This window comes from Nonomuraea sp. NPDC000554, assembly GCF_040300065.1.
In the GTDB taxonomy this organism is placed as follows: domain Bacteria; phylum Actinomycetota; class Actinomycetes; order Streptosporangiales; family Streptosporangiaceae; genus Nonomuraea.
Map to the genome: position 1 here is coordinate 140,517 of NZ_JBEPDC010000015.1, position 20,235 is coordinate 160,751.

The window sequence follows — 20,235 nt, forward strand, 5'->3', positions numbered from 1 at the left end:
GGCCCGCCATGCCCCGCGCTCGTGCCCCTCGGCGGGCCTCTGCTCGTTGTGGCCGCTAGCCGAGCGAGGCTCGCCGGACGAGGTCCTGCCACACGGCGTCGACGCGGGCCTCCAGGTCTTCCAGGCTCCCCTCGTTGGGGATCACGACGTCGGCGACGCTGAGGCGTTCCTCGCGGCCGGCCTGGGCGGCGATGCGGGCCTTGGCGTCCTGCTCCGGCATGCCCCGGTGCTCGGCGAGGCGGGCGATGCGGACCTCGTCGGAGGCGTCGACGACGATCACCACGTCGTACATGGGAGCCAGGTTGTTCTCCGCGAGCAGCGGCACGTCGTACACCACGATCGCGTCGTCGGCCGCCTGCGCCTGAAGGGCGGCCACCCGCTCCCCCACGAGCGGGTGGACGATGGCGTTGAGCGCGGCGAGCCTGTCGGGGTCGGCGAACACGATGCCGCCCAGTTTCTCCCGGTTCAGGGAGCCGTCGGGGTGGAGGACGCCGTCGCCGAAGGTCGCCACCACCCGGGCCAGGCCGGGGGTGCCGGGCTCCACCACCTCACGGGCGATCTTGTCGGCGTCGATCACGACGGCGCCTCGGGCCGCGAGCCGCCTGGACACCTCACTCTTGCCCGACCCGATACCGCCCGTGAGTCCGATCGTCAGCACACCGAAAGCCTATCGGCGGGCAATCCCGCCCACTACCGCCCATCACGACGCTGGGGAGGCACATGCGCCTGTGCCTGGTCAGCGCCGCAGGTGGACCAGGGTGAGGTGGTCGTCCATGCGCTCCCTGTGCGTCTCGCGGTAGCCGAGGCGGCGGTAGAGACGCAGGTTCCCATCGGACAGATGGCCGGTGAACAGGTCGAACGCGGCGGCCTCCGGCACCAGCTCGTGCAGGGCGGTCAGCAGCGCCATGGCGACGCCTCTGCCCTGCCGGTCGGGGGCGACCACCAGCCGCCCGACCAGGCAGGTGGTGCCGGACAGCTGGCCCCTGACGGCTCCCACCACCCGCCCCCCGTCGACCGCCTTGAGCACGGTCGCCGACACGATGGCCGCGCGGACCTGCTCCAGGGACTCGACGAGCGGCGGGATGAACGGGTCTCCATAGAGCTGGGCCTCGGTCACGTAGGCAGCTCTCTGCACGGTGAGGATCTCACCCGCGTCGGACGCCATCGCCCGCTCGATGTCCACCGCAGCACCCTACTTCACGCATTCACGGCGAGTCCCCCGAAGAACGTCCTGATGCTGCCGATCAGCGACCCCGGCGCGGCCATCGCGACCATGTGGCTGGGCGAGTGCTCCCCCGCCCAGTGCGTGATCGTGTTCCCCCGCTCGGCGATCCGGCGCATCAGCGGGGACCCGCCGTGCGAGACGCCGGTCGGCACGTCGGTCTGGTCGATCGGCATGCCGGCCGCGCCCTCGTAGTACGTCCAGGACGACGAGCCGCCCGTCCCGGTCAGCCAGTACAGGGTGGCGTTGGTGAGCACCAGGTCGCGCTCGATCGGCTCGGCCACCTCACCCTCGGGCCAGCCGTCGAACTCCTTGAACCGTTCGACGAGGTAGGCGAGCTGGGCCACGGGCGAGTCGGTGAAGCCGAAGGCGAGTGTCTGCGGCCGGTTGGCGAGGTATGGGCCGTAGCCGCTGCCTCCGGCGAACAACTCGGCCAGCCTCTCCAGCCCGGCCCGTTCCTCCTCCGTGGCTCCGTCCAACTCGGCGGGGTCGCCCGTGGGGACGCCCAGCCCGGCCGTGATGTGCGAGCCGACCACGTGCTCGCTGTCGAGGACGGCGAGCTGCGGCGTGACCAGCGCGCCCGCGTCGTTGCCGTGTGCGCCGTAGCGCCGGTAGCCCAGTCGGCCCATCAGCTCGGCCCAGGTGCGGGCGACGCGGGCGATGTTCCATGGACGCTCGTCGGCGGGTTCGGGGAACGGTGAGAAGCCGAAGCCGGGCAGCGAGGGCGCGACGACGTGGAAGGCGGTGGCGGGGTCGAGGCCGTGGGCACGCGGGTCGGTGAGCGGCCCGATCACCGCGAGGTACTCGGCGATAGAACTGGGCCAGCTGTGCGTCATGATCAGCGGGAGGGCGCCGGGCTCGGGCGACCTGACATGCAGGAAGTGCACGCTCTGGCCGTCGATCTCGGTGGTGAACTGCGCAAACGCGTTGAGCTTCGCCTCCTGTGCCCGCCAGTCGAAGCCGTCGGCCCAGTACGCGGCCAGCTCGCGCAGGTAGCCGACGGGGACACCCCGGCGCCATCCGCCTCCGGGCAGTTGCCGGGGCCAGCGGGTGCGGCTCAGCCGGTCTTTCAGGTCGTCGAGGTCGGCCTGCGGGACGTCGATCCGAAAAGGCGTGATGTCGTTCATGTCGGAAACCCTAGAAGGCATTACGGAAAGATTCGTTCCGCAATACGCAGTCGGCCTCTCGCTCTCGCCGCTTCCGGTACGCAGAGACCAAGCGATCAGCAGAACGAACGTGCCCACCTGCAGCGACGGCGACAGACCGGCCATGACGTCGACCGGACTGACGTAGCCCAGCGGGATTCGCAGGAGCGACTCGGCGAGCAGGCCCACGCCCCGCGGGCTCGCACGCCCAGCACGCGTCCGCACATGGAAAGGCCCCGCACGGTCGCCCGTGCGGGGCCTATCTCAGGTACTACTTACTCAGAGCCTCAGCTCTGGCCGCCCGCGAGCTTCTCGCGGAGCGCGGCGAGCGCCTCGTCAGAGGCGAGCGCGCCGCTGGCCGGAGCCGACGACGAGGAGCTGTTCGAGGGAGCCTGAGTCTCGCCGCTGTAGGACGAGGGAGCAGCCTCGCCCGCCTCGGCCTCGGCCTTGCGGGCCTCCTCGATCTGCTTCCTGTGCGCCTCGAAGCGAGTCTGGGCCTCGGCGTACTGCCGCTCCCACTCCTCGCGCTGCTTGTCGAAGCCCTCGAGCCACTCCCCTGTCTCGGGGTCGAAGCCCTCGGGGTAGATGTAGTTGCCCTGGTCGTCATAGGTGGCGGCCATGCCGTACAGGGTCGGGTCGAACTCGACTTCGGTGCCGACACCCTCGTTCGCCTGCTTCAGCGAGAGGCTGATGCGGCGACGGTCGAGGTCGATGTCGATGATCTTCACGAAGATCTCGTCGCCGACCTGGACGACCTGCTCCGGAATCTCCACGTGACGCTCGGCCAGCTCGGAGATGTGGACCAGGCCCTCGATGCCCTCCTCGACCCGGACGAACGCGCCGAACGGCACCAGCTTGGTGACGCGACCCGGCACGACCTGGCCGATCTGGTGGGTGCGGGCGAACTGCTGCCACGGGTCTTCCTGGGTCGCCTTGAGCGACAGGGAGACGCGCTCGCGCTCCATGTCGACGTCGAGGACCTCGACCGTGACCTCCTGGCCGACCTCGACCACCTCGGAGGGGTGGTCGATGTGCTTCCAGGACAGCTCGGACACGTGGACCAGACCGTCGACGCCGCCGAGGTCGACGAACGCGCCGAAGTTGACGATCGACGAGACGACGCCCTTGCGGACCTGGCCCTTCTGGAGGGTGTTGAGGAACGTCTGGCGAACCTCGGACTGGGTCTGCTCGAGCCAGGCGCGGCGCGACAGGACCACGTTGTTGCGGTTCTTGTCGAGTTCGATGATCTTCGCCTCGAGCTCGCGGCCGACGTACGGCTGCAGGTCGCGAACGCGTCGCATCTCGACCAAGGACGCCGGAAGGAAGCCACGGAGGCCGATGTCGAGGATGAGACCACCCTTGACGACCTCGATGACGGTGCCGGTGACGATGCCGTCCTCGTCCTTGATCTTCTCGATCGTGCCCCAGGCGCGCTCGTACTGAGCACGCTTCTTGGACAGGATCAGGCGGCCCTCTTTGTCCTCCTTCTGGAGAACCAGGGCTTCGACGTGCTCGCCGACCTCCACGACGTCAGCAGGGTCGACATCGTGCTTGATCGAAAGCTCGCGCGAGGGGATGACACCCTCGGTCTTGTAGCCGATATCGAGAAGGACCTCGTCTCGATCGACCTTGACGACGGTGCCCTCGACGATGTCGCCGTCGTTGAAGTACTTGATGGTCTCGTCGATCGCGGCGAGGAAGGCTTCCTCGGACCCGATGTCGTTGACCGCTACCTGCGGGGTGCTCGAGGTGGCCTCAGTGCTGGACGTCATGTGTGGAATTGCTCCGAACGCGGACAGGATGTCGATGTGGCGGACGCGCGGCAGGCCCTCTTCCGCATCAAGCCGAGGAATTACGACATCGACGTGACCGAGCGCGAGCCCGCTCCGTCTGAGGCGCGCGCGAGCCCACAGCGCAGCGATCAGCATATGAGACATGGGCCACGGGGTCAATCCAGGCGACACGACGCACCGGGTTAGTACGCGTTGACCTGTGGTCTCCGCTTGGGGGTGATTTTACCCTGAAGTTTCTCGGGGATGGAGATCCGGGCCGGGTCGCCGTCGGAGACATAGCGCTCCTCGGGGTGCTTGTTCAGCCATTCCAGCCAGTACTGGGAGCACCACTTGCGGCATTCGCCCTTTTTGCCATTGCTCTGGATCCGCTGGATGGCGAGCGGGTCGAAAGCTTTCGCGAAGGGCGAGAGGGAGGGCTCCGCTCCCGCCAGGAAGACCCCGTCGAAGTCGTACGAGGTGCCGTCCCAGGTGCCGCGGCGGGCCAGCTTCCGCGGGTGCGGCTCCGCTCCGAACGGCAGCGCCATGGTCTTGGCGGGCCCCGCGCCGAGCTTGACCAGCAGCCGGTCGAGCCTGACGATCTGCTCGCGGACCCGCTTCTTCGGCAGTACCGACAGGCTGGGGTGCGACCAGGTGTGGTTGGCCACCTCGAAGCCGTGGTCGACCAGCCACTTCACGGCGGCGACCTGCTGGTCGCGCTCGCGCAGCCCGAACGGGTCACGATTGACCCAGAAAGTGGCCACGGGCCGGAACGACGGGTACTTCCTGGCCACGTCGAGGACGATGCCGGCCGCCGTGTCGGGCTTGGGCTGCCCGTTCGCGTCGAGCGCGAAGTGGCTCGGGTGCCCGTCGTCGAACGTGAGCACGACGGGGAAGCGGCCCGCGGGCACCGGCATGGCGCCGGTGACGAACTCCTTGGCGGTGACGGGCACGTACCCCTGCCTGGCGAGCTTCTCCAGTTCCTGCCTGACCTGCGAGGGAGTCCGGTCGATGGAGGCCAGCCGCTTCTTCAGGATCCGGTGGTACATCAGCACCGGCACCATGCCGAGTTCGTTCGCCTTGACCTGCTTGGCGAACTCGGGGGTGGCCTCCACGCCTGGCGGCTCGCTCGCCACCGGGGTGGGCTCGCCCGGCGGGCTCTGCTCCGCCCTGGACGCGGCCTGCCGCCCGGACGGGCCGTCGCCCTCGCCGTCGGACGGCAGCAGGCTTAAGCCGATGATCGCCACCACGACGACGACCACGTTGGCGACGCCGATGATCCGCGTGAGAGACGCTGGTATCCGCACAGAACTCCCGTGCCCATCGGGGAAACCGACTTTCAGCCTAGTCCAAAATGATCGCATGGAACGATTCACGCGATGTCGGACTGCCCCGCCGCGTGCGTGTCAACGGCCGGGGCGCAGCCGCCCGGTCAGTGCCCGGCGTCCTCCCAGGTGCGGCCGGTTCCCACGGAGACCTCCAGCGGCACCCGCAGCTGGTAGGCGGCGTTCATCTGGTCGCGCACGAGCTGCGTGAGCTGCTCCAGCTCGCCCGGCGCCACCTCGAACACCAGCTCGTCGTGGACCTGCAGGAGCATCCGGGACGCCAGCCCCTCCTCGCCCAGCGCCCGGCGGACGTTGAGCATGGCGACCTTGATGATGTCGGCCGCCGACCCCTGGATCGGCGCGTTGAGCGCCATCCGCTCGGCCATCTCGCGGCGCTGCCGGTTGTCGCTGGTCAGGTCGGGCAGGTAGCGGCGGCGGCCCATGATGGTCTCGGTGTAGCCGTCGTTGCGCGCCTGCCGGACGATGTCCTGCAGGAAGTCGCGGACGCCGCCGAACTCCTGGAAGTACTCCTCCTTCAGCGCCCGCGCCTCGGCCACCGGGATGTTGAGCTGCCCGGACAGCCCGAAGTCGGACAGGCCGTAGGCCAGGCCGTAGTTCATCGCCTTGATGCGGGCCCGCAGCTCGCCGTCGATCTGCTCGGGCGGCAGGTCGAACACCCTGGCCGCGGTCGCCTGGTGGAAGTCGTGCCCGGACTCGAACGCCGCGATCAGCGACTCGTCGCCCGACAGGTGGGCCATGATGCGCAGCTCGATCTGGCTGTAGTCGGCGGTGAGCAGCGTTTCGTAACCCTCGCCGACGACGAAGCCCTGCCGGATGCGGCGGCCCTCGGCGGTGCGGATCGGGATGTTCTGCAGGTTGGGCTTCTCGGAGGACAGCCGACCGGTGGCGGCGATGATCTGGTTGAAGGTGGTGTGGATGCGCTGGTCGTCGGCGATCTCCTTGATCAGGCCCTCGACGGTGGTGCGCAGCTTGGTCTGGTCGCGGTGCCGCAGCATGATCGTCGGCAGCTCGTGGTCGGTCTGGGTGGCGAGCCAGGCGAGCTGGTCGGCGTCGGTGCTGTAGCCGGTCTTGATCTTCTTGGTCTTCGGCAGGTTGAGCCGGACGAAGAGGATCTCCTGCAGCTGCTTGGGCGAGCCCAGGTTGAACTGCTCGCCGACCACCCGGTGCGCCTCTCCGACCGCGTGCTTGACCGCGGCGCCGAACTCGGCCTCCAGCCCGGCGAAGTACGCACCGTCGACCGCGATGCCCGCCCGCTCCAACTCGGCCAGCACGGTCAGCAGCGGCAGCTCCACGTCGGTCAGCAGCTGGGTGCCGCCCCGGCCCGACAGGTAGGTCTCGAGCGCCTCGGCCAGCTCGCGCACCACGTGCGCGCGCAGCGCGAGCTCCTTGGCCGGCGCGTCGTCGTCGTCGCCGAACAGCGCCGCCTGGCCGTTGGACTCCTCCTCCGCCCGCAGGTCGCGGTGGAGGTAGCGCCTGGCCAGGTCTTCCAGCGCGAACGTGCGCTGGCCCGGCATCGCCAGGTAGGCCGCCAGCGCCGTGTCGCACGTCAGGCCCCTGAGCGCCATGCCCTGGGCCCACAGGGCCAGGATGGGCCCCTTGGCGTCGTGGACGGCCTTGGGCCTGCTCTCGTCGGCCAGCCAGGCCCGCAGCGCCGTCTCGTCGGCCTCGGTGAGCTTGACCGGGTCGATGTGGGCGGCCGTGCCGTCGGGCGAGGCGATGGCGATGGCGTCGACGCGGCCGGTGCCGCTGCCGTACACGCCCTTGAAGGCGACGCCCGCGCGGCCCTCGGGCAGGGCCGACAGCCAGCCCGCGACCCGGTCGGGGCCGAGGATCACGGTCTCGACCTCGAAGCCCTGCTCGGGCTCCTGCTCGCCGGCGCCCAGCGTCTTGAAGACGCGCTCGCGCAGCTCACCGCGGATCTGCAGGGTGTCGAAGAGCTTGTTGACCTCCTCGCGCTCCCAGGCGCCCTGCGTGAGCCCGGCCGGCTCGACGTCGAGCGGGACGTCGCGGAGCAGCTCGGTGAGCCTGCGGTTCATCAGCACCTGCGCCACGTGCTCGCGCAGCTTGTCGCCGACCTTGCCCTTGACCTCGTCGACCCGGTCGACCAGGGCGGTGAGGGAGCCGAACTCGCGCACCCACTTGGCGGCGGTCTTCTCCCCCACGCTGGGGATGCTGAGCAGGTTGTCGCTGGGGTCGCCGCGCAGCGCGGCGAAGTCGGGATACTGCGCCGGGGACAGACCGTACTTCTCCTCGACGGCCTCGGGCGTGAACCGGGTCATGTCACTGATGCCGCGGCGCGTCATCAGGACCGTGACCTGCTCGTTGACCAACTGGAGCGCGTCGCGGTCGCCGGTGACGATCAGCACGTTCATGCCCTCGGCGGACGCGCGGGTGGCCAGCGTGGCGATCAGGTCGTCGGCCTCGAAGCCGGCCTTGGACAGGCGCGGGACGCGCAGCGTGTCGAGCAGCTCGAAGATGAGCTGCATCTGGCCGCGGAAGTCTTCGGGCGTCTCGCTCCTGTTGGCCTTGTACTCGGCGTACTCCTCGTGCCGGAACGTCGGCTCCGACCGGTCGAAGGCGACCGCCACGTGGGTGGGCCGCTCGTCGCGAAGGATGTTGGTCAACATCGAGGTGAACCCGTAGACCGCCTCGGTGTGCTGCCCGTCGGTGGTCATCAGGTTGGCGTCCTTGAGCGCGTAGAACGCTCGATAGGCAAGGGAATGCCCATCGAGCAGCAGCAGACACGGGCGCTCAGGGGTCACGTCACTCTTCGGCACACCCGCAGCCTAGTCTGCGACTGCGACAGAAAACCCGAGCTCGGAAGACTGGAGGCGTCCCCTTGACGCAGACCAACCCCGCGACCGGCCCCGCGACCGACACGGCGGGCGACACTGCGGCCGACACCGCGGCCGAGTTCGCCGCCTACGGCGCGATGCACGAGGGCACGCTGGCCCACCGGATGGGCATCGAGTTCGTCGAGGCGAGCGCGGAGCGCGTCGTGGGCCGCATGCCGGTGGCGGGCAACACCCAGCCGTACGGCCTGCTGCACGGCGGCGCCTCCGCGGTGCTCGCCGAGACTCTGGGGTCCGTCGGCGCGGCCATCCACGCCGGTCCGGACCGCATCGCCGTGGGCATCGAGATCAACGCGACCCACCACCGCTCGGCCACCTCCGGTCATGTGACGGGCGTCGCGACGCGGCTGCATGGCGGCCGGTCGCTGGCCACGTACGACATCGAGATCACCGATGACCAGGGACGACGCGTGTGCACCTCGCGCCTCACCTGCATGTTGCGCGACCGCTGAGGGAATCCACCCTTTGCACACCAGCCCCGCGGGTCGCTACGGTTGACCCAGCAGAGCCCGCGGGGGAGGCTGAGTAGAAAACGGTGAGGCCGGGGAAGCCTCGCATGGTCCCAAAGGTCTACCCCCGTCGGGCTCGTTCTCATTTCTGGGCAATCGTTACCCAGCAGCGCCCCACCATTGCCAGGCGTATACGTGGATTTAGCCCCTGACCTGGCTTCTTGTTGCTCACGCCCGTGACACACACGTGTCACTAATTGGTGACGAACGATACTGAACCGGGCGATCGCGGAATAAGCTCCCGCCCAAGCATCCCAGTCGTGCCTGCGATGCCCGCGTGTCGAGAGGGAGGGGCCACGAACCCCGCCTTGACCTACCTGAGGGAGCACCATTGCGCAGAGCCGTGATCGCGTTCACGGCCTTTCTGGGTGGACTCATCTTCCTGCTCGCCGGTGCCGCCCACGCGGCGGCGCCCGACCAGGGCCTGAGAGGGACACTCAAACTCCAAGGCCAGCCAGTGAACGGCGTGAAAATCGTCGTGACCACCGAGGATGGAAAACCCGTCAAGGAGGTCACAAGTAACGCCCAGGGCGCATGGGAGGTCCCGGTCGACAAACCGGGAAAGTACAAGGTCACCCTTGATGTCAAGACGCTTCCGCAAAACGCCGACGTCCGCGGGGGCAGCAACGTCAGAACGCCGACGGTGTTCGCGGGCAACATGATGACAGTGCTGTTCGCGTTGCAGCCCAAGGGCGCCGCGGGGCAGCCTCAGGATCAGGGCGCCGAGGAGAGCCCGTTCTGGGACCAGGCGGCCCAGCTCACCTTCGAGGGCCTGAATCTCGGCCTGATCATCGCGCTCGCCGCGCTCGGCCTCTCCCTCATCTACGGCACCACCGGGCTCACCAACTTCGCCCATGGCGAGCTCGTCACGCTCGGCGCCATCCTCGCCTACGCCTTCAACGTCGGCATCGGGCTGCACCTCATCCCCGCCGCCGTGATCGCGGTCGTCCTGGCCGGTGGGCTCGGCTACGCGCAGGACCGCTTCTTCTGGGGGCAGCTCCGCAGGCGCGGCACCGGCACCATCGCCATGATGATCATCTCGATCGGCGTGGCGCTCTTCATGAGGTACGTCTTCCTCATCCTGTTCGGCGGCCAGAACGAGGCCTACGCGCAGTACACCGCGCAGCCGGGCGTCCAGATCGGGCCCATCTCCGCCGCCCCGAAGAACTTCGTCGCGATGGCCATCGAGCTGGTCGTCCTCATCGTCGTCGGCGTCGCGCTGCTGCGCACCCGCACCGGTAAGGCCGCCCGCGCCGTCGCCGACAATCCCGCGCTCGCGGCCTCGTCCGGCATCAACGTCGACCGGGTCATCAGGATCATCTGGACCACCGGCGGCGCCATCGCCGCACTGGCCGGGATCATGCTGGGGCTGTCGCAGAACCTCAAGTACACGATGGGCCAGGACATCCTGCTGCTCATCTTCGCCGGAGTCACGCTCGGCGGCCTCGGCACCGCGTTCGGCGCGCTCGTCGGCTCGCTCGTCGTCGGCCTGTTCATCCAGGTCTCCACGCTCTGGGTGCCCCCGGAGCTCAAGAGCGTCGGCGCGCTCGCCGTACTCATCATCGTGCTCCTCGTCCGGCCGCAGGGCATCCTCGGCCGCCGCGAGCGGATCGGCTGACCGGGGAGGCTCACATGGACTGGCTCACGATCTTCACCACCACCGTCAAGGCCGCGATCGGCGTCGAGACGGTGCTCTACGGACTCGCCGCCATCGGCATCAACATCCACTTCGGATACACCGGCCTGCTCAACTTCGGCCAGGCGGCCTTCATGGGCGTCGCGGGATACGGCCTCGCCGTCACGGTCACCGTGATCGGCCTGCCGTTCTGGATAGGCATCGGCGTCGGCATCCTCGCCGCCGTCCTGCTCGCCCTGCTGCTCGGCGCCCCGACCCTCCGGTTGCGCGCCGACTACCTGGCCATCGTCACGATCGCCGCCGCCGAGATCGTCCGGCTCGTCTTCCGCTCCGTGGCGTTCAAGGACGTCTTCGGCGGCTCCGACGGCCAGCGCGGCTTCTCCGACGGCTTCTACGCGCTCAACCCCTTCCCCGACGGGGAGTACGGCATCGGCCCGATCACCTTCAACTACCGGCTGCTGTGGGTGCTGCTGGTCGGCTGGATCCTGGTCGGCATCTCCTGCGGCGTCGTCTACCTGCTGATGAAGAGCCCGTGGGGACGCGTGCTCAAGGCCATCCGCGAGGACGAGGACGCCGTGCGCAGCCTCGGCAAGAACGTCTTCTCGTACAAGATGCAGTCGCTGATCCTCGGCGGCGTCATCGGCTGCCTCGGCGGCTTCGTCTACGGGCTGGCCTTCGCCTCGGTGCAGCCCGACATCTTCGGCACGGAGACCACCTTCTTCGCCTACACGATCGTCATCCTCGGCGGCGCCGCCCGGGTGCTGGGGCCCGTCATCGGCTCGATGATCTTCTGGGTGCTGCTGGTGCTGGTCAACGGCATCCTCAGCGAGGCGGTCCAGGCGGGATACATCCCGTTCATGACCTCCATCCAGGTTGGTCCCGTTCGTTACATCCTGGTGGGTCTCGGCCTGATCCTGTTGCTCGTCTTCCGGCCACAGGGCATCTTCGGTGACAAGAGGGAGATAGCAATCGATGCGCGCTGAAACCACCACCAGCGAGCGGAAGGCGGCGGCGCTGGCCGCCTTCAAGGAGCTCGAACGCGAACCCGGCGTCCCCAAGCCCGACCCGATCCTGGTCGTCGACAACGTGGTGCGCCGCTTCGGCGGCCTCACCGCCGTCGAGGTGCAGCACGTCGAGATCCAGCGCGGCTCCATCACCGCGCTGATCGGGCCCAACGGCGCCGGCAAGACCACCTTCTTCAACCAGCTCACCGGCTTCGACACCGCCGACTCCGGCCAGTGGACCTTCAACGGGCGCAGCATGAGCGGTGTCCCGCCGCACAAGGTCGCCAGACTCGGCATGGTCCGCACCTTCCAGCTCACCAAGGCGCTGTCGCGCCTGTCGGTGATGGAGAACATGCGCCTGGGCGCCCAGCAGCAGAAGGGCGAGAGCTTCTGGCGCGCGCTCGTCCCGGCCCTGTGGCGCGAGCAGGAGGACGCCATCAGCGAGCGCGCCGAGGAGCTGCTGGCCCGCTTCAAGCTCGACGCCAAGCGCGACGACTTCGCCGGGTCGCTCTCCGGAGGCCAGCGCAAGCTGCTGGAGATGGCCCGCGCGCTGATGGTCCAGCCCGAGCTGGTCATGCTGGACGAGCCCATGGCGGGCGTCAACCCGGCGCTCACCCAGTCGCTGCTCGGCCACGTCAAGGACCTGCGCGAGCAGGGCATGACCGTGCTGTTCGTCGAGCACGACATGGACATGGTCCGCGACATCAGCGACTGGGTGATCGTCATGGCCCAGGGCGCCGTCATCGCCGAGGGGCCACCCGACACGATCATGTCCGACCCCCGCGTCATCGACGCCTACCTGGGCGCCCACCACGACGCCCCGCTGTCGGACACCGAGCTCGAAGCCCAGCTCCACGAGGCCGAGGCGGCGCTCGAGGCCGAGATCGAGGAGGAGACGCAGAAGTGAACGCCGTCCCCGAGTCCGCCCCTGAGTCCGTGACTGAGTCCAAGGCGGCGGTCACCGACCGCAGCGCGCACCTCGACGGCGCCGAGCAGGCCGTGCTGCGGTGCGACGAGCTGATCGCCGGGTACCTGCCCGGCGTCAACATCCTCAACGGCTCCGACCTCTACGTCCGCGAGGGCGAGCTGATCGGCATCATCGGCCCCAACGGCGCGGGCAAGTCCACGCTGCTCAAGGCCATGTTCGGGCTCGTCAACATCCGCAGCGGCACGGTGGTGCTCAAGGGCGAGAACATCACCAACATGAAGGCGCACGCGCTGGTCTCGCGCGGCGTCGGCTACGTCCCGCAGACCAACAACGTCTTCCCCAGCCTCACCATCGAGGAGAACCTGGAGATGGGCGCCTTCCAGGTGCCCGGCAAGTTCAAGGAGCGCTTCGAGTTCGTCGCCGAGCTGTTCCCCGCGCTCAAGGAGCGGCGCAAGCAGCGTGCCGGCTCCCTGTCGGGCGGCGAGCGGCAGATGGTGGCGATGGCCAGGGCGCTGATGACCGAGCCGTCGGTGCTGCTGCTGGACGAGCCGTCGGCGGGCCTGTCGCCCAAGTTGCAGGACCTGGTGTTCATCCAGGCCCAGCAGATCAACAAGGCGGGCGTCACCGTGATCATGGTGGAGCAGAACGCCCGGCGCTGTCTGCAGATCTGCCACCGCGGCTACGTCCTCGACCAGGGCCGTAACGCCTACACGGGCACCGGCCGCCAGCTCGCCAACGACCCCAAGGTCATCGAGCTGTACTTGGGCACGCTCGCCAAGGCGTGATATTTAGCGATTTCGAGACGGAGAAGGGGCTCCCCGCGGGCCCCTTCTCCGCTCTTTAATGGGCAATGTGCGACGTTTAGCGGCATTAGCCATCATCTTGCCCATCCTCGTCGGCTGCCAGGACACAGCGGCCTCGGCCGCGAGGTACAGCACGGGCGGCGATCCCACCGACGATCCCTGCGCCCGCGTCGTCTCCGCCATCGGCTACGCCAACCTGATGCTCAAGCCGAAGGGCCAGGAGGACGGCCAGTACATCGAGGACGCCGTGCTCGGCCGGCTCGCCGAGCTGCGCGGCATCACCCTCCAGTTCGGCGACCGGCTGCCCGACTCCCTCGCACCGGCCGTGCAGACCGTCAAGACCACCACCGCGGGCCTGTCCAAGGCCGACATCCCGCACGACCGGCAGGTGGCCCTGCTCAAGGAGTACCGGGTCGCGGCCGACCAGATCGTCGCGGGCTGCAGCTAGCTCCTGACCCGCCTCAGACGCGGTCGGCGGCGATGAGCAGGTACTGGAAGCTGCCGTTGTTGTAGGCGTCGAGGAAGGGCTGCTCGATGCCGGTCGCGAGAGAGGTCCTGGCCCGCAGCTCCCAGTAGGGGATGGTGGCGGCCGTGAGGTCCACGACGCTGATGGGGACGAGGCGGTTGGCGGCCATCTCCCTGAAATAGGTGCTGCGCGGGTGGATGTCGCAGATGTAGTGGGCGTTGATCTGGCTGATGGCCCTGGACGGCAGGCCGTAGGCGTCGTTGTAGCAGCCGGTGATGCACACGTACCGGCCGCCGCGGCGCAGCAGCCGGGCGTGTTCGGCGAACAGGAGACCGAGTTCGACGTACATCGTGCTCTCGTTGTTCCAGATCGCCTGGAAGGAGCCCGTCTCGAAGCCGGTGTCGAGCATGTTGCGGAAGTGGAAACGGACCTTGTCGTCCACGCCGCGCAGCCTGGCCTGCTCGTTGGCGAAGGCGACCTGCGACTCGGAGATGGACACGCCGTCCACGTGACAGCCGAAGCGCAGGTTGGCGACGATGCTGGAGCCGCCGCGGCCCGAGCCGGCGTCCATGATCCGGTGCTCGGGCTTCAGGGGGCCGAGCTGACTCAGCAGGAACTCGGTCTGCGCGGACTCCAGCCGGTGCAGCTCCCTGGTGACGCGCTCCTCACGGCTGCCCTCGGGGCCTTCCAGGACCGACCAGTCGACCTCGCCGATGCCGTAATGATGGTGGTAGATGCCGTCGACCTCGCCCAGGCGCAGGTTGACCGGGTTCTTCTCGGCGTTCCAGTAGTCGGCGACAGAGCGCTGGTAGAGGCTGCTGAGGACGGGAGAGTCTTGGATCGCGGTCACCTGTGGCATTCCTTTCGTTGGGGGCATGGGGATCGGGTCCGGCGTCACGACTGGTAGCGGCTGGAGCTGCCGTGCCATTCAAGGCATCCGGCCATCCAGCCCTGCGCTCCGCGCAGGAACCGCTTCAGCTCCGTGGACGGAATCGTGGCGAGGTCTCGCTGGCTGGCTTCGAAACCCCTGACGAAGTCGTTGTGCAGGGAGACGGCCAGCTCGGTCGCCTCGCGGGTGGAGCAGTTCTCCTCAGCGGCGATGAGCAGGACCAGGTTCGAGTCGGGAAGCTCGTCGGCCGCCTCCCTGGCCACGGAGTGCAGGTCGTTGACGATCACGCTGGCGGTGCCCGCCTGCATGAGGGCGGTGTGGAACCTCCTGTCGTAGAAGAGGTTGGCGGGCAGCTCGTAGCCGCCGACGACGTCGATGAGCGTCATGGACGTGTAGAAGCTGTCGTGCTGGCGGGCCGCGAGGTAACGCCATACGGGCGGCAGCGTCTCCAGGTAGCGCCAGGCGGCGTAGGCGGTCCAGCTCACATACATCTGGAACGTGGTGTTGCAGGCCCGCATGACCTGTGAGGGGGTGGCGTGGCGGGTCAGATGGCTGGTGGCCGATCTCAGCGAGACCAGGACGGGGTCGGCCTGGATCACGTCCTCGAGCTGGCGGGTGTACTCGCCCGCGGGCGGGGGCGGGTCCATGGCCGACATCACCAGGGCGAGCCGTGGGGGAAGCTCCGTCGGGGTCGCGCCGAGCTCGGTCTCGTCGGCGTAGTAGTCGTCGGCCGCCCACCAGGCGGCGTTCATCTGGGCCGCCACCAGCAGCATGTCGGGGTCGTCGCTGTCGGGATGGGTGAGCATGGCCAGCCGCCCGTACCCGGTGTCGCGGAACTCCTCCATCCGGCCGTCGTGGATCCCGACCCGCTCCGCCCACGCCGCCAGCCGCCGGTCGACCTCGTCGGCGAGGCCCTCGTCGACCCGTACGGTCTCAGGGCAGTAGAGCGGCGGGTACGACCCGTCACCCCATTCCTGCTCCCGGTAGGCCAGTGGGGCCAGGCCGTACCTGCGTTCGGCCACTGGGGACGCCGCCGGTGAGAGTCCGCCGGTCAGGACGCCGAGATCACCGGGGACGTGCCCGTCGTCCTCGTCGAGCCTGGGCACAGGCGGCTGGTCCACGGCCGGGAAGCGGAGCCCTGAGGTTCCCAGGCCCGTCGGCCCTCCCGGCAGCCGCCTCGCGCCGCCCGGAGGCGGGAGGTCGGGAATGCGCGGTCGTGCGGTCTCATCCGCGGTGAATTCCGGCATGACGCCCCTCTTCCTGGGCTGATCGGTCAGGAGCGAGGTGCCGCGATGTCGACGTTCTCGAGGATCCCGATCGCGTCGGGGACCAGGATCGCGGCCGAATAATAGGCGCTGACCAGGTAGGACATCACGGCCTGGCCGTTGATGCCCATGAACCGCACGTTCAGGCCGGGTTCGTGCTCATCGGGGATGCCCGTCTGGTGGAGGCCGACGACCCCCTGGTCCTCCTCGCCCGTGCGGAGGGCCACGATCGAGCTGGTCTGCCCGTCCGTGATCGGGATCTTGCCGCAGGGGAAGATCGGGATTCCACGCCAAGCCGGGATCTCGTGGCCGTTGACGTCGGCGCTGCCCACGGTCAGCCCGCGTTTGTTGCATTCGCTGAAGAACGCGGCGATCGTCCGCGGGTGGGCGAGCAGCAGGCGGGTCTTGCGGCGCATGCTGATCAGATTGTCGAGGTCGTCGGGGGTCGGAGGACCCGACCAGGAGTTGATCCGCTGGCCGTAGTCGGCGTTGTGCAACAGCCCGAACTCGCGGTTGTTGAGCAGCTCCCACTCCTCGCGCTCGCGGATCTCGTGGACCGTCAGGCGCAGCTGCTGCTCGAACTGGTTCATCGGGTCGTTGTAGAGGTCGGCCACGCGGGTGTGGATCCGCAGGACGGTCTGCGTGACGCTCAGGCCGTACTCGCGGGGCCGGAGGTCGTAGTCGACGAACGTGCCGTCGATGGACGGCTCGCCCACGTGCCCGGAGGCGATGTCGATCGCCGCCTCGCCGCGCTTGTTGACCGGCTTGCGGGTGCCCTCCAGGTACCGCTCGATGTGCTCCTGCAGCGCAGGGGAGCCGCTGAGCAGCCGCTGGAACTCCTGCCACGGCGACACCATGAGGGTTCCGGCGGTGGCCGCCCTGACCGTGCACGACCAGCGCGGGTCGTCCCGGCCCAGGGCCTCGTCGCCGAACCCGTCTCCGTCGGCGATGACGCCGAGGACCTCCGTGGTTCCGTACTTGCCGGTGGACAGCCGGTCGAGGCGGCCGTGCGCGATCACGTAGGTCTCGCTCACCGGAGTGCCGGCCGCGACGATGACCTCCCCGGCGTGGAACTCCCGTGGCGTGAACGTCGCGGCGATCGCTCTCAGCAGGTCGACGTCGTCGAAGCCGCGCAGCGCGGGAAGTTCCGCGAGCGTCTCCGGGATGATCCACACGTCGTCGGCCCCGTTCTGCGCCACGCTCACCCGGCCGCGTCCGACCCGGTGGGTCAGCCTGCGGTTGACCCGGTAGGTTCCGCCGCGCACGTCGACCCAGGGCAGCATGCGCAGCAGCCAGCGGGAGGAGATGGCCTGCATCTGCGGACGGGTCTTGGTGGTGGTGGCCAGGTTGCGCGCGGCCCGGGTGTCGAGGCTCGACAGCTGCTCCGTGCCGGGCTCCGGTTGCTCAGTGGACATGTTTCCTCGCACTCGCTGATCGTGGATGGGGAATCCGTCAGTTCAGATGAGTGAAGCTCCGCTCGGCGGCCGATTCCGGGCGGGGGTCTACGCGAAATGCCCATATACCTTTGTCAGCGCGGGTTATTCCTCTTCGGCGCCCGCACCACGATGGCTGACTTGCGCGACATGGTCACTAGAATCAGCGCATTCCCGTTCTTGCCCGCACGTGCAGCTCTGATCGCGGCGTCTTCGATGCTAAAGGGCGTCACGCGAGCACGCAATGGGCTGGTGACGGCGCTTTATGTCCGGTAAGACCTATTGCGAAGCGATATAGGCGGGGGCGGTTTATTGCGCCTGGATTCAGTGCGTTATGACGAGAGGCGGCCTCGGCCCAGGCACCAGCGAGAACCGGCACGGCACGGACGCTGAAGCGTAGAGACGCGGCGTCATGCGGCTCCGGCGCCGGCGAGCCGGGCCCATCTTTCAGGACCGCTCTCGGCGATTACTTGTTTCCCGAAGGGGCGCCTCGTTCATTCAGCCACCCCTTCCCGAAGAATGTGAATTCTCGTCATTTCTGAGAATCCATGGCCGGGCATGCGAAAGGGCCCGGTCGAGACCGGGCCCTTTCAGGGGTTTTGTCAGCCGTTGATGTCGCCGGTGCGGTACTCCAGCGCCTTCGTGGCGTACTTGTTGTTGTCGCCGTACTGGTAGATGCCGATGGTGGCGACCGCCGGGTCACCGGCCTCGTTGAACTCGACCGGACCGCTCACGCCGTCGTAGTCGATGTCCTTGCCCGCCTTCAGCAGGTCGGCGCAGGTCTTGAAGTCCTTGCACTTCTCGCCGCCCTTGCTGACCTCGGCGAGCTTGGCCGCGATGTCGGTGCCCGCGTCGCTCTTGGCGGCCTCGGCGGCCAGCGCGACCAGGTTCGTCGCGTCGTAGGACTCCGGCGCGTAGCTGAAGTCCTCCAGCTTGGGGTTGATGGCCTTGAGCTTGCTCTGGAACTCCTCCGGAGCCGCGGCGCCGGGAATGGTGCCCTTGACGCCCTTCAGCGTGCCCTTGGGCATCTTGATGTAGTTGGTGTTGGACGTGTTGCCGTCGACCATGTACCACTTGTGCTTGTCAGCCGGCAGGCCCTGCTTGACCAGCTCCTGGATGACCTTGGCGGTCTCCTCGAAGCCGATCAGCACGATGCCCTTCGGGTTCTTCGCCTTGATCTTGGCGACGTCCGCGGAGAAGTCGGCCGCCTTCGGGTCGTAGTCGACCCGCTCCACCACCTGCGCGCCACCCGCCTCGGCGGTCTTCTGGACCTGGTCGGCCAGGCCGGTGCCGTACGAGTCCTGCATCGCCAGGATGCCGACCGTGTCGTTGCCGTCGGCCACCACCAGGTCACCCAGCACCCGGCCCTGCAGCTTGTCGGGCGGCGAGGTGCGGAAGTACAGGCCGTGGTCGTTGATCGTGGTGAACTTGTCCGACGTGTTCGCCGGCGAGAACTGCACCACCCCGGCACCGGTGATCTTGTCGATCACCGACTCCGACACCGACGACGAGGCCGCGCCGACGATCACGTCGGCCTTCTGCGCCAGCAGCTTGTCCACCGACTGCGAGGCGATGTTGGTCGTGGTGTCACCCGAGTCGGTGTCGTACTTGGTGATAGGCTTGCCCAGCACGCCTCCGGCCTCGTTGATCTCCTTGACCGCCAGGTCGACACCGGCGATCTCGGGCGGGCCGAGGAAGGCGAGCGAACCCGTCTGCGGCAGCAGCGTGCCGATGGTCAGCGTGCCATCGCCCTTCGCCGCGGGGGCCGCCGAGGATGGAGCAGCAGCCGACTGGCTCGGTTGGGTGGCGGTGTTGCTGCCACCACCGCAGGCTGTCAGGGCCAGGCTGGCGGCAGCCGCGACAGCCAGCGCCCGCCCCACGGGAGCAATGCGGACCATGAAGTGTCTCCTTCATCTCCAGGCCGGGATCCGGTCAGCACCGCCGACGTTCCCGAGCGAATGACGGAAACGTACAAACCGTCGAGCGCTACAACCAGATGCGCTGGGGAACTGTCGGCACTTGGATGCGGAGTCGTAATCAGTCCTCAACTTAGAGAGCTGTGCGACCATGCCTAATGTGCTTCGAGTGAAGCGCTTTACCGCTCTCCTTCTCGCCGCCGCCCTCGTGGCCTCGTGCGGCTCCCCTCGACCCGCTGCCGGGCCTGCGGCGGAGCCCACCTCCGCGCCCCCCGCCGGTGTGTCGGTCTCGTTGGCGCAATGGCGCTCCGACGAGCCGGTACACGTCCTGGAGATCGCCGTCACCAACAGCTCGGACACACCGGTGTATTTCTCCGACGTCCAGCTTGTCACGGCGTCTTTCAAAACCCTGCCGCCGCAAAGAGCCGACGCCCTGCTGCGCCGCACGCCCCGGACCGATCTTCGCATTCCGTACGGCGAAGCCAACTGCTCCACCAAGGGGCTGCCGGAGCTGAGCCCCGCCACCGTTGTGGCCCATATCCGTACGGGCACGGAGGAATTGCGCAGGGTCCTCTTCCCCGTGCCGCACCCCGACCCGCTTCTCACCAGGCTGCTACGCGACGAGTGCTCGGCCTTCCTCGTCAAACAGGCCGCGGACATCGAGTTCGGCCCCACCTGGACCGAACAGGACAAGGCCATGCGAGGCAGCCTCGTCCTGACCCGCAAGGGCGAGGGCACGGTCGCCGTGCAGGACGTGGGCGGCACCACCCACTACATCGTCACCCCAGCGGTCAGGAAGCGTCCCCTGGCCGTGCTGGAGGCGGGAGCGCGACAGGTCGAGCTGCCCGTCGCGCTCACTCCCGGTCGCTGCGACCCGCACGCGTTCGCCGAGGCCAAGAAGGCGTTCCAGTTCCCCGTGCGGGCCACACTCGACGGCGGCGAGGAACGCGTCGTCATCGTCGTGCCGCCCAAGCCCCTACAGGAGCGCCTGACCGCCTACGCGCTCAGGACGTGCGGCCTGGGCGGCTGAACCTCGGCCGCCCAGGCCGAAC

At 68.4% G+C, this 20,235-nt stretch carries 17 protein-coding genes; 7 read left to right on the forward strand and 10 right to left on the reverse strand.

Annotation, left to right across the window (positions count from 1 at the left end; translation table 11 throughout):
* Positions 1-55: 55 nt before the first annotated feature.
* From coaE to polA, 6 genes are all read right to left on the reverse strand, one after another.
* Entirely contained in the window at positions 56-658 is a 603-nt protein-coding gene (gene coaE / locus ABT294_RS27365) for a dephospho-CoA kinase (RefSeq protein ID WP_350809132.1), read from the reverse strand.
* 78 nt (positions 659-736) lie between these two features.
* Complete coding sequence (locus tag ABT294_RS27370; RefSeq protein ID WP_350809230.1) at positions 737-1,165, reverse strand: GNAT family N-acetyltransferase; 429 nt, start codon at positions 1,163-1,165, stop codon at positions 737-739.
* A gap of 32 nt (positions 1,166-1,197) precedes the next feature.
* The gene (locus ABT294_RS27375) at positions 1,198-2,349 is read right to left on the reverse strand and encodes an epoxide hydrolase family protein (RefSeq protein ID WP_350809133.1); all 1,152 of its coding nucleotides are present in this window, start codon (positions 2,347-2,349) and stop codon (positions 1,198-1,200) included.
* Between the two features lie 305 nt (positions 2,350-2,654).
* The gene (gene rpsA, locus ABT294_RS27380; RefSeq protein WP_350809134.1) at positions 2,655-4,139 is read right to left on the reverse strand and encodes a 30S ribosomal protein S1; all 1,485 of its coding nucleotides are present in this window, start codon (positions 4,137-4,139) and stop codon (positions 2,655-2,657) included.
* A 203-nt stretch (positions 4,140-4,342) separates the two neighbouring features.
* Positions 4,343-5,443, reverse strand: coding sequence for a polysaccharide deacetylase family protein (locus ABT294_RS27385; RefSeq protein WP_350809135.1), 1,101 nt, complete (start codon positions 5,441-5,443; stop codon positions 4,343-4,345).
* 125 nt (positions 5,444-5,568) lie between these two features.
* Positions 5,569-8,259, reverse strand: coding sequence for a DNA polymerase I (gene polA / locus ABT294_RS27390; RefSeq protein ID WP_350809136.1), 2,691 nt, complete (start codon positions 8,257-8,259; stop codon positions 5,569-5,571).
* A gap of 155 nt (positions 8,260-8,414) precedes the next feature.
* Here polA and ABT294_RS27395 point away from each other — a divergent pair, with 155 nt between their 5' ends.
* The 6 genes from ABT294_RS27395 (at position 8,415) to ABT294_RS27420 (ending at position 13,662) form a co-directional block, all read left to right on the forward strand.
* Entirely contained in the window at positions 8,415-8,786 is a 372-nt protein-coding gene (locus tag ABT294_RS27395) for a PaaI family thioesterase (protein ID WP_350809231.1), read from the forward strand.
* A 388-nt stretch (positions 8,787-9,174) separates the two neighbouring features.
* Entirely contained in the window at positions 9,175-10,461 is a 1,287-nt protein-coding gene (locus ABT294_RS27400; RefSeq protein ID WP_350809137.1) for a branched-chain amino acid ABC transporter permease, read from the forward strand.
* 14 nt (positions 10,462-10,475) lie between these two features.
* Positions 10,476-11,462 (forward strand): branched-chain amino acid ABC transporter permease, encoded by a 987-nt coding sequence (locus tag ABT294_RS27405; protein WP_350809138.1) that lies wholly within the window; start codon positions 10,476-10,478, stop codon positions 11,460-11,462.
* Positions 11,452-12,390: an ABC transporter ATP-binding protein gene (locus ABT294_RS27410; protein WP_350809139.1), complete on the forward strand. Its 939-nt coding sequence runs from the start codon at positions 11,452-11,454 to the stop codon at positions 12,388-12,390. Before ABT294_RS27405 ends, ABT294_RS27410 begins: the two co-directional genes overlap by 11 nt.
* Positions 12,387-13,196: an ABC transporter ATP-binding protein gene (locus ABT294_RS27415; protein ID WP_502912137.1), complete on the forward strand. Its 810-nt coding sequence runs from the start codon at positions 12,387-12,389 to the stop codon at positions 13,194-13,196. Before ABT294_RS27410 ends, ABT294_RS27415 begins: the two co-directional genes overlap by 4 nt.
* Before the next feature lie 67 nt (positions 13,197-13,263).
* Positions 13,264-13,662, forward strand: a complete 399-nt coding sequence (locus tag ABT294_RS27420; RefSeq protein ID WP_350809141.1) for a hypothetical protein — start codon at positions 13,264-13,266, stop codon at positions 13,660-13,662.
* Positions 13,663-13,675: 13 nt separating this feature from the next.
* Here the strand turns inward: ABT294_RS27420 and ABT294_RS27425 are convergent, their stop codons facing one another.
* The 4 genes from ABT294_RS27425 to ABT294_RS27440 form a co-directional block, all read right to left on the reverse strand.
* A complete protein-coding gene (locus ABT294_RS27425) occupies positions 13,676-14,539 on the reverse strand; it encodes a geranyl diphosphate 2-C-methyltransferase (protein WP_502912139.1) in 864 nt (287 codons plus the stop codon).
* Positions 14,540-14,574: 35 nt separating this feature from the next.
* Positions 14,575-15,816, reverse strand: coding sequence for a family 2 encapsulin nanocompartment cargo protein terpene cyclase (locus ABT294_RS27430; RefSeq protein WP_350809143.1), 1,242 nt, complete (start codon positions 15,814-15,816; stop codon positions 14,575-14,577).
* A gap of 26 nt (positions 15,817-15,842) precedes the next feature.
* Positions 15,843-17,249: a family 2B encapsulin nanocompartment shell protein gene (locus tag ABT294_RS27435; protein WP_350809144.1), complete on the reverse strand. Its 1,407-nt coding sequence runs from the start codon at positions 17,247-17,249 to the stop codon at positions 15,843-15,845.
* A gap of 620 nt (positions 17,250-17,869) precedes the next feature.
* Complete coding sequence (locus ABT294_RS27440; RefSeq protein WP_350809145.1) at positions 17,870-19,165, reverse strand: ABC transporter substrate-binding protein; 1,296 nt, start codon at positions 19,163-19,165, stop codon at positions 17,870-17,872.
* A 187-nt stretch (positions 19,166-19,352) separates the two neighbouring features.
* On the opposite strand from ABT294_RS27440, the gene ABT294_RS27445 reads away from it, so the two are divergent.
* On the forward strand, positions 19,353-20,213 hold the full coding sequence (locus ABT294_RS27445; RefSeq protein ID WP_350809146.1) for a hypothetical protein: 861 nt from the start codon (positions 19,353-19,355) through the stop codon (positions 20,211-20,213).
* Positions 20,214-20,235: the final 22 nt, after the last annotated feature.

Bases quoted from the DNA above. Each gene is read 5' to 3' on its own strand.
- rpsA (WP_350809134.1), bottom strand. From the start codon at position 4,139: ATGACGTCCAGCACTGAGGCCACCTCGAGCACCCCGCAGGTAGCGGTC.
- ABT294_RS27425 (WP_502912139.1), bottom strand. From the start codon at position 14,539: ATGCCACAGGTGACCGCGATCCAAGACTCTCCCGTCCTCAGCAGCCTC.
- ABT294_RS27410 (WP_350809139.1), top strand. From the start codon at position 11,452: ATGCGCGCTGAAACCACCACCAGCGAGCGGAAGGCGGCGGCGCTGGCC.
- ABT294_RS27405 (WP_350809138.1), top strand. From the start codon at position 10,476: ATGGACTGGCTCACGATCTTCACCACCACCGTCAAGGCCGCGATCGGC.
- ABT294_RS27395 (WP_350809231.1), top strand. From the start codon at position 8,415: ATGCACGAGGGCACGCTGGCCCACCGGATGGGCATCGAGTTCGTCGAG.
- ABT294_RS27440 (WP_350809145.1), bottom strand. From the start codon at position 19,165: ATGGTCCGCATTGCTCCCGTGGGGCGGGCGCTGGCTGTCGCGGCTGCC.
- ABT294_RS27435 (WP_350809144.1), bottom strand. From the start codon at position 17,249: ATGTCCACTGAGCAACCGGAGCCCGGCACGGAGCAGCTGTCGAGCCTC.
- ABT294_RS27370 (WP_350809230.1), bottom strand. From the start codon at position 1,165: ATGGCGTCCGACGCGGGTGAGATCCTCACCGTGCAGAGAGCTGCCTAC.
- ABT294_RS27430 (WP_350809143.1), bottom strand. From the start codon at position 15,816: ATGCCGGAATTCACCGCGGATGAGACCGCACGACCGCGCATTCCCGAC.
- ABT294_RS27375 (WP_350809133.1), bottom strand. From the start codon at position 2,349: ATGAACGACATCACGCCTTTTCGGATCGACGTCCCGCAGGCCGACCTC.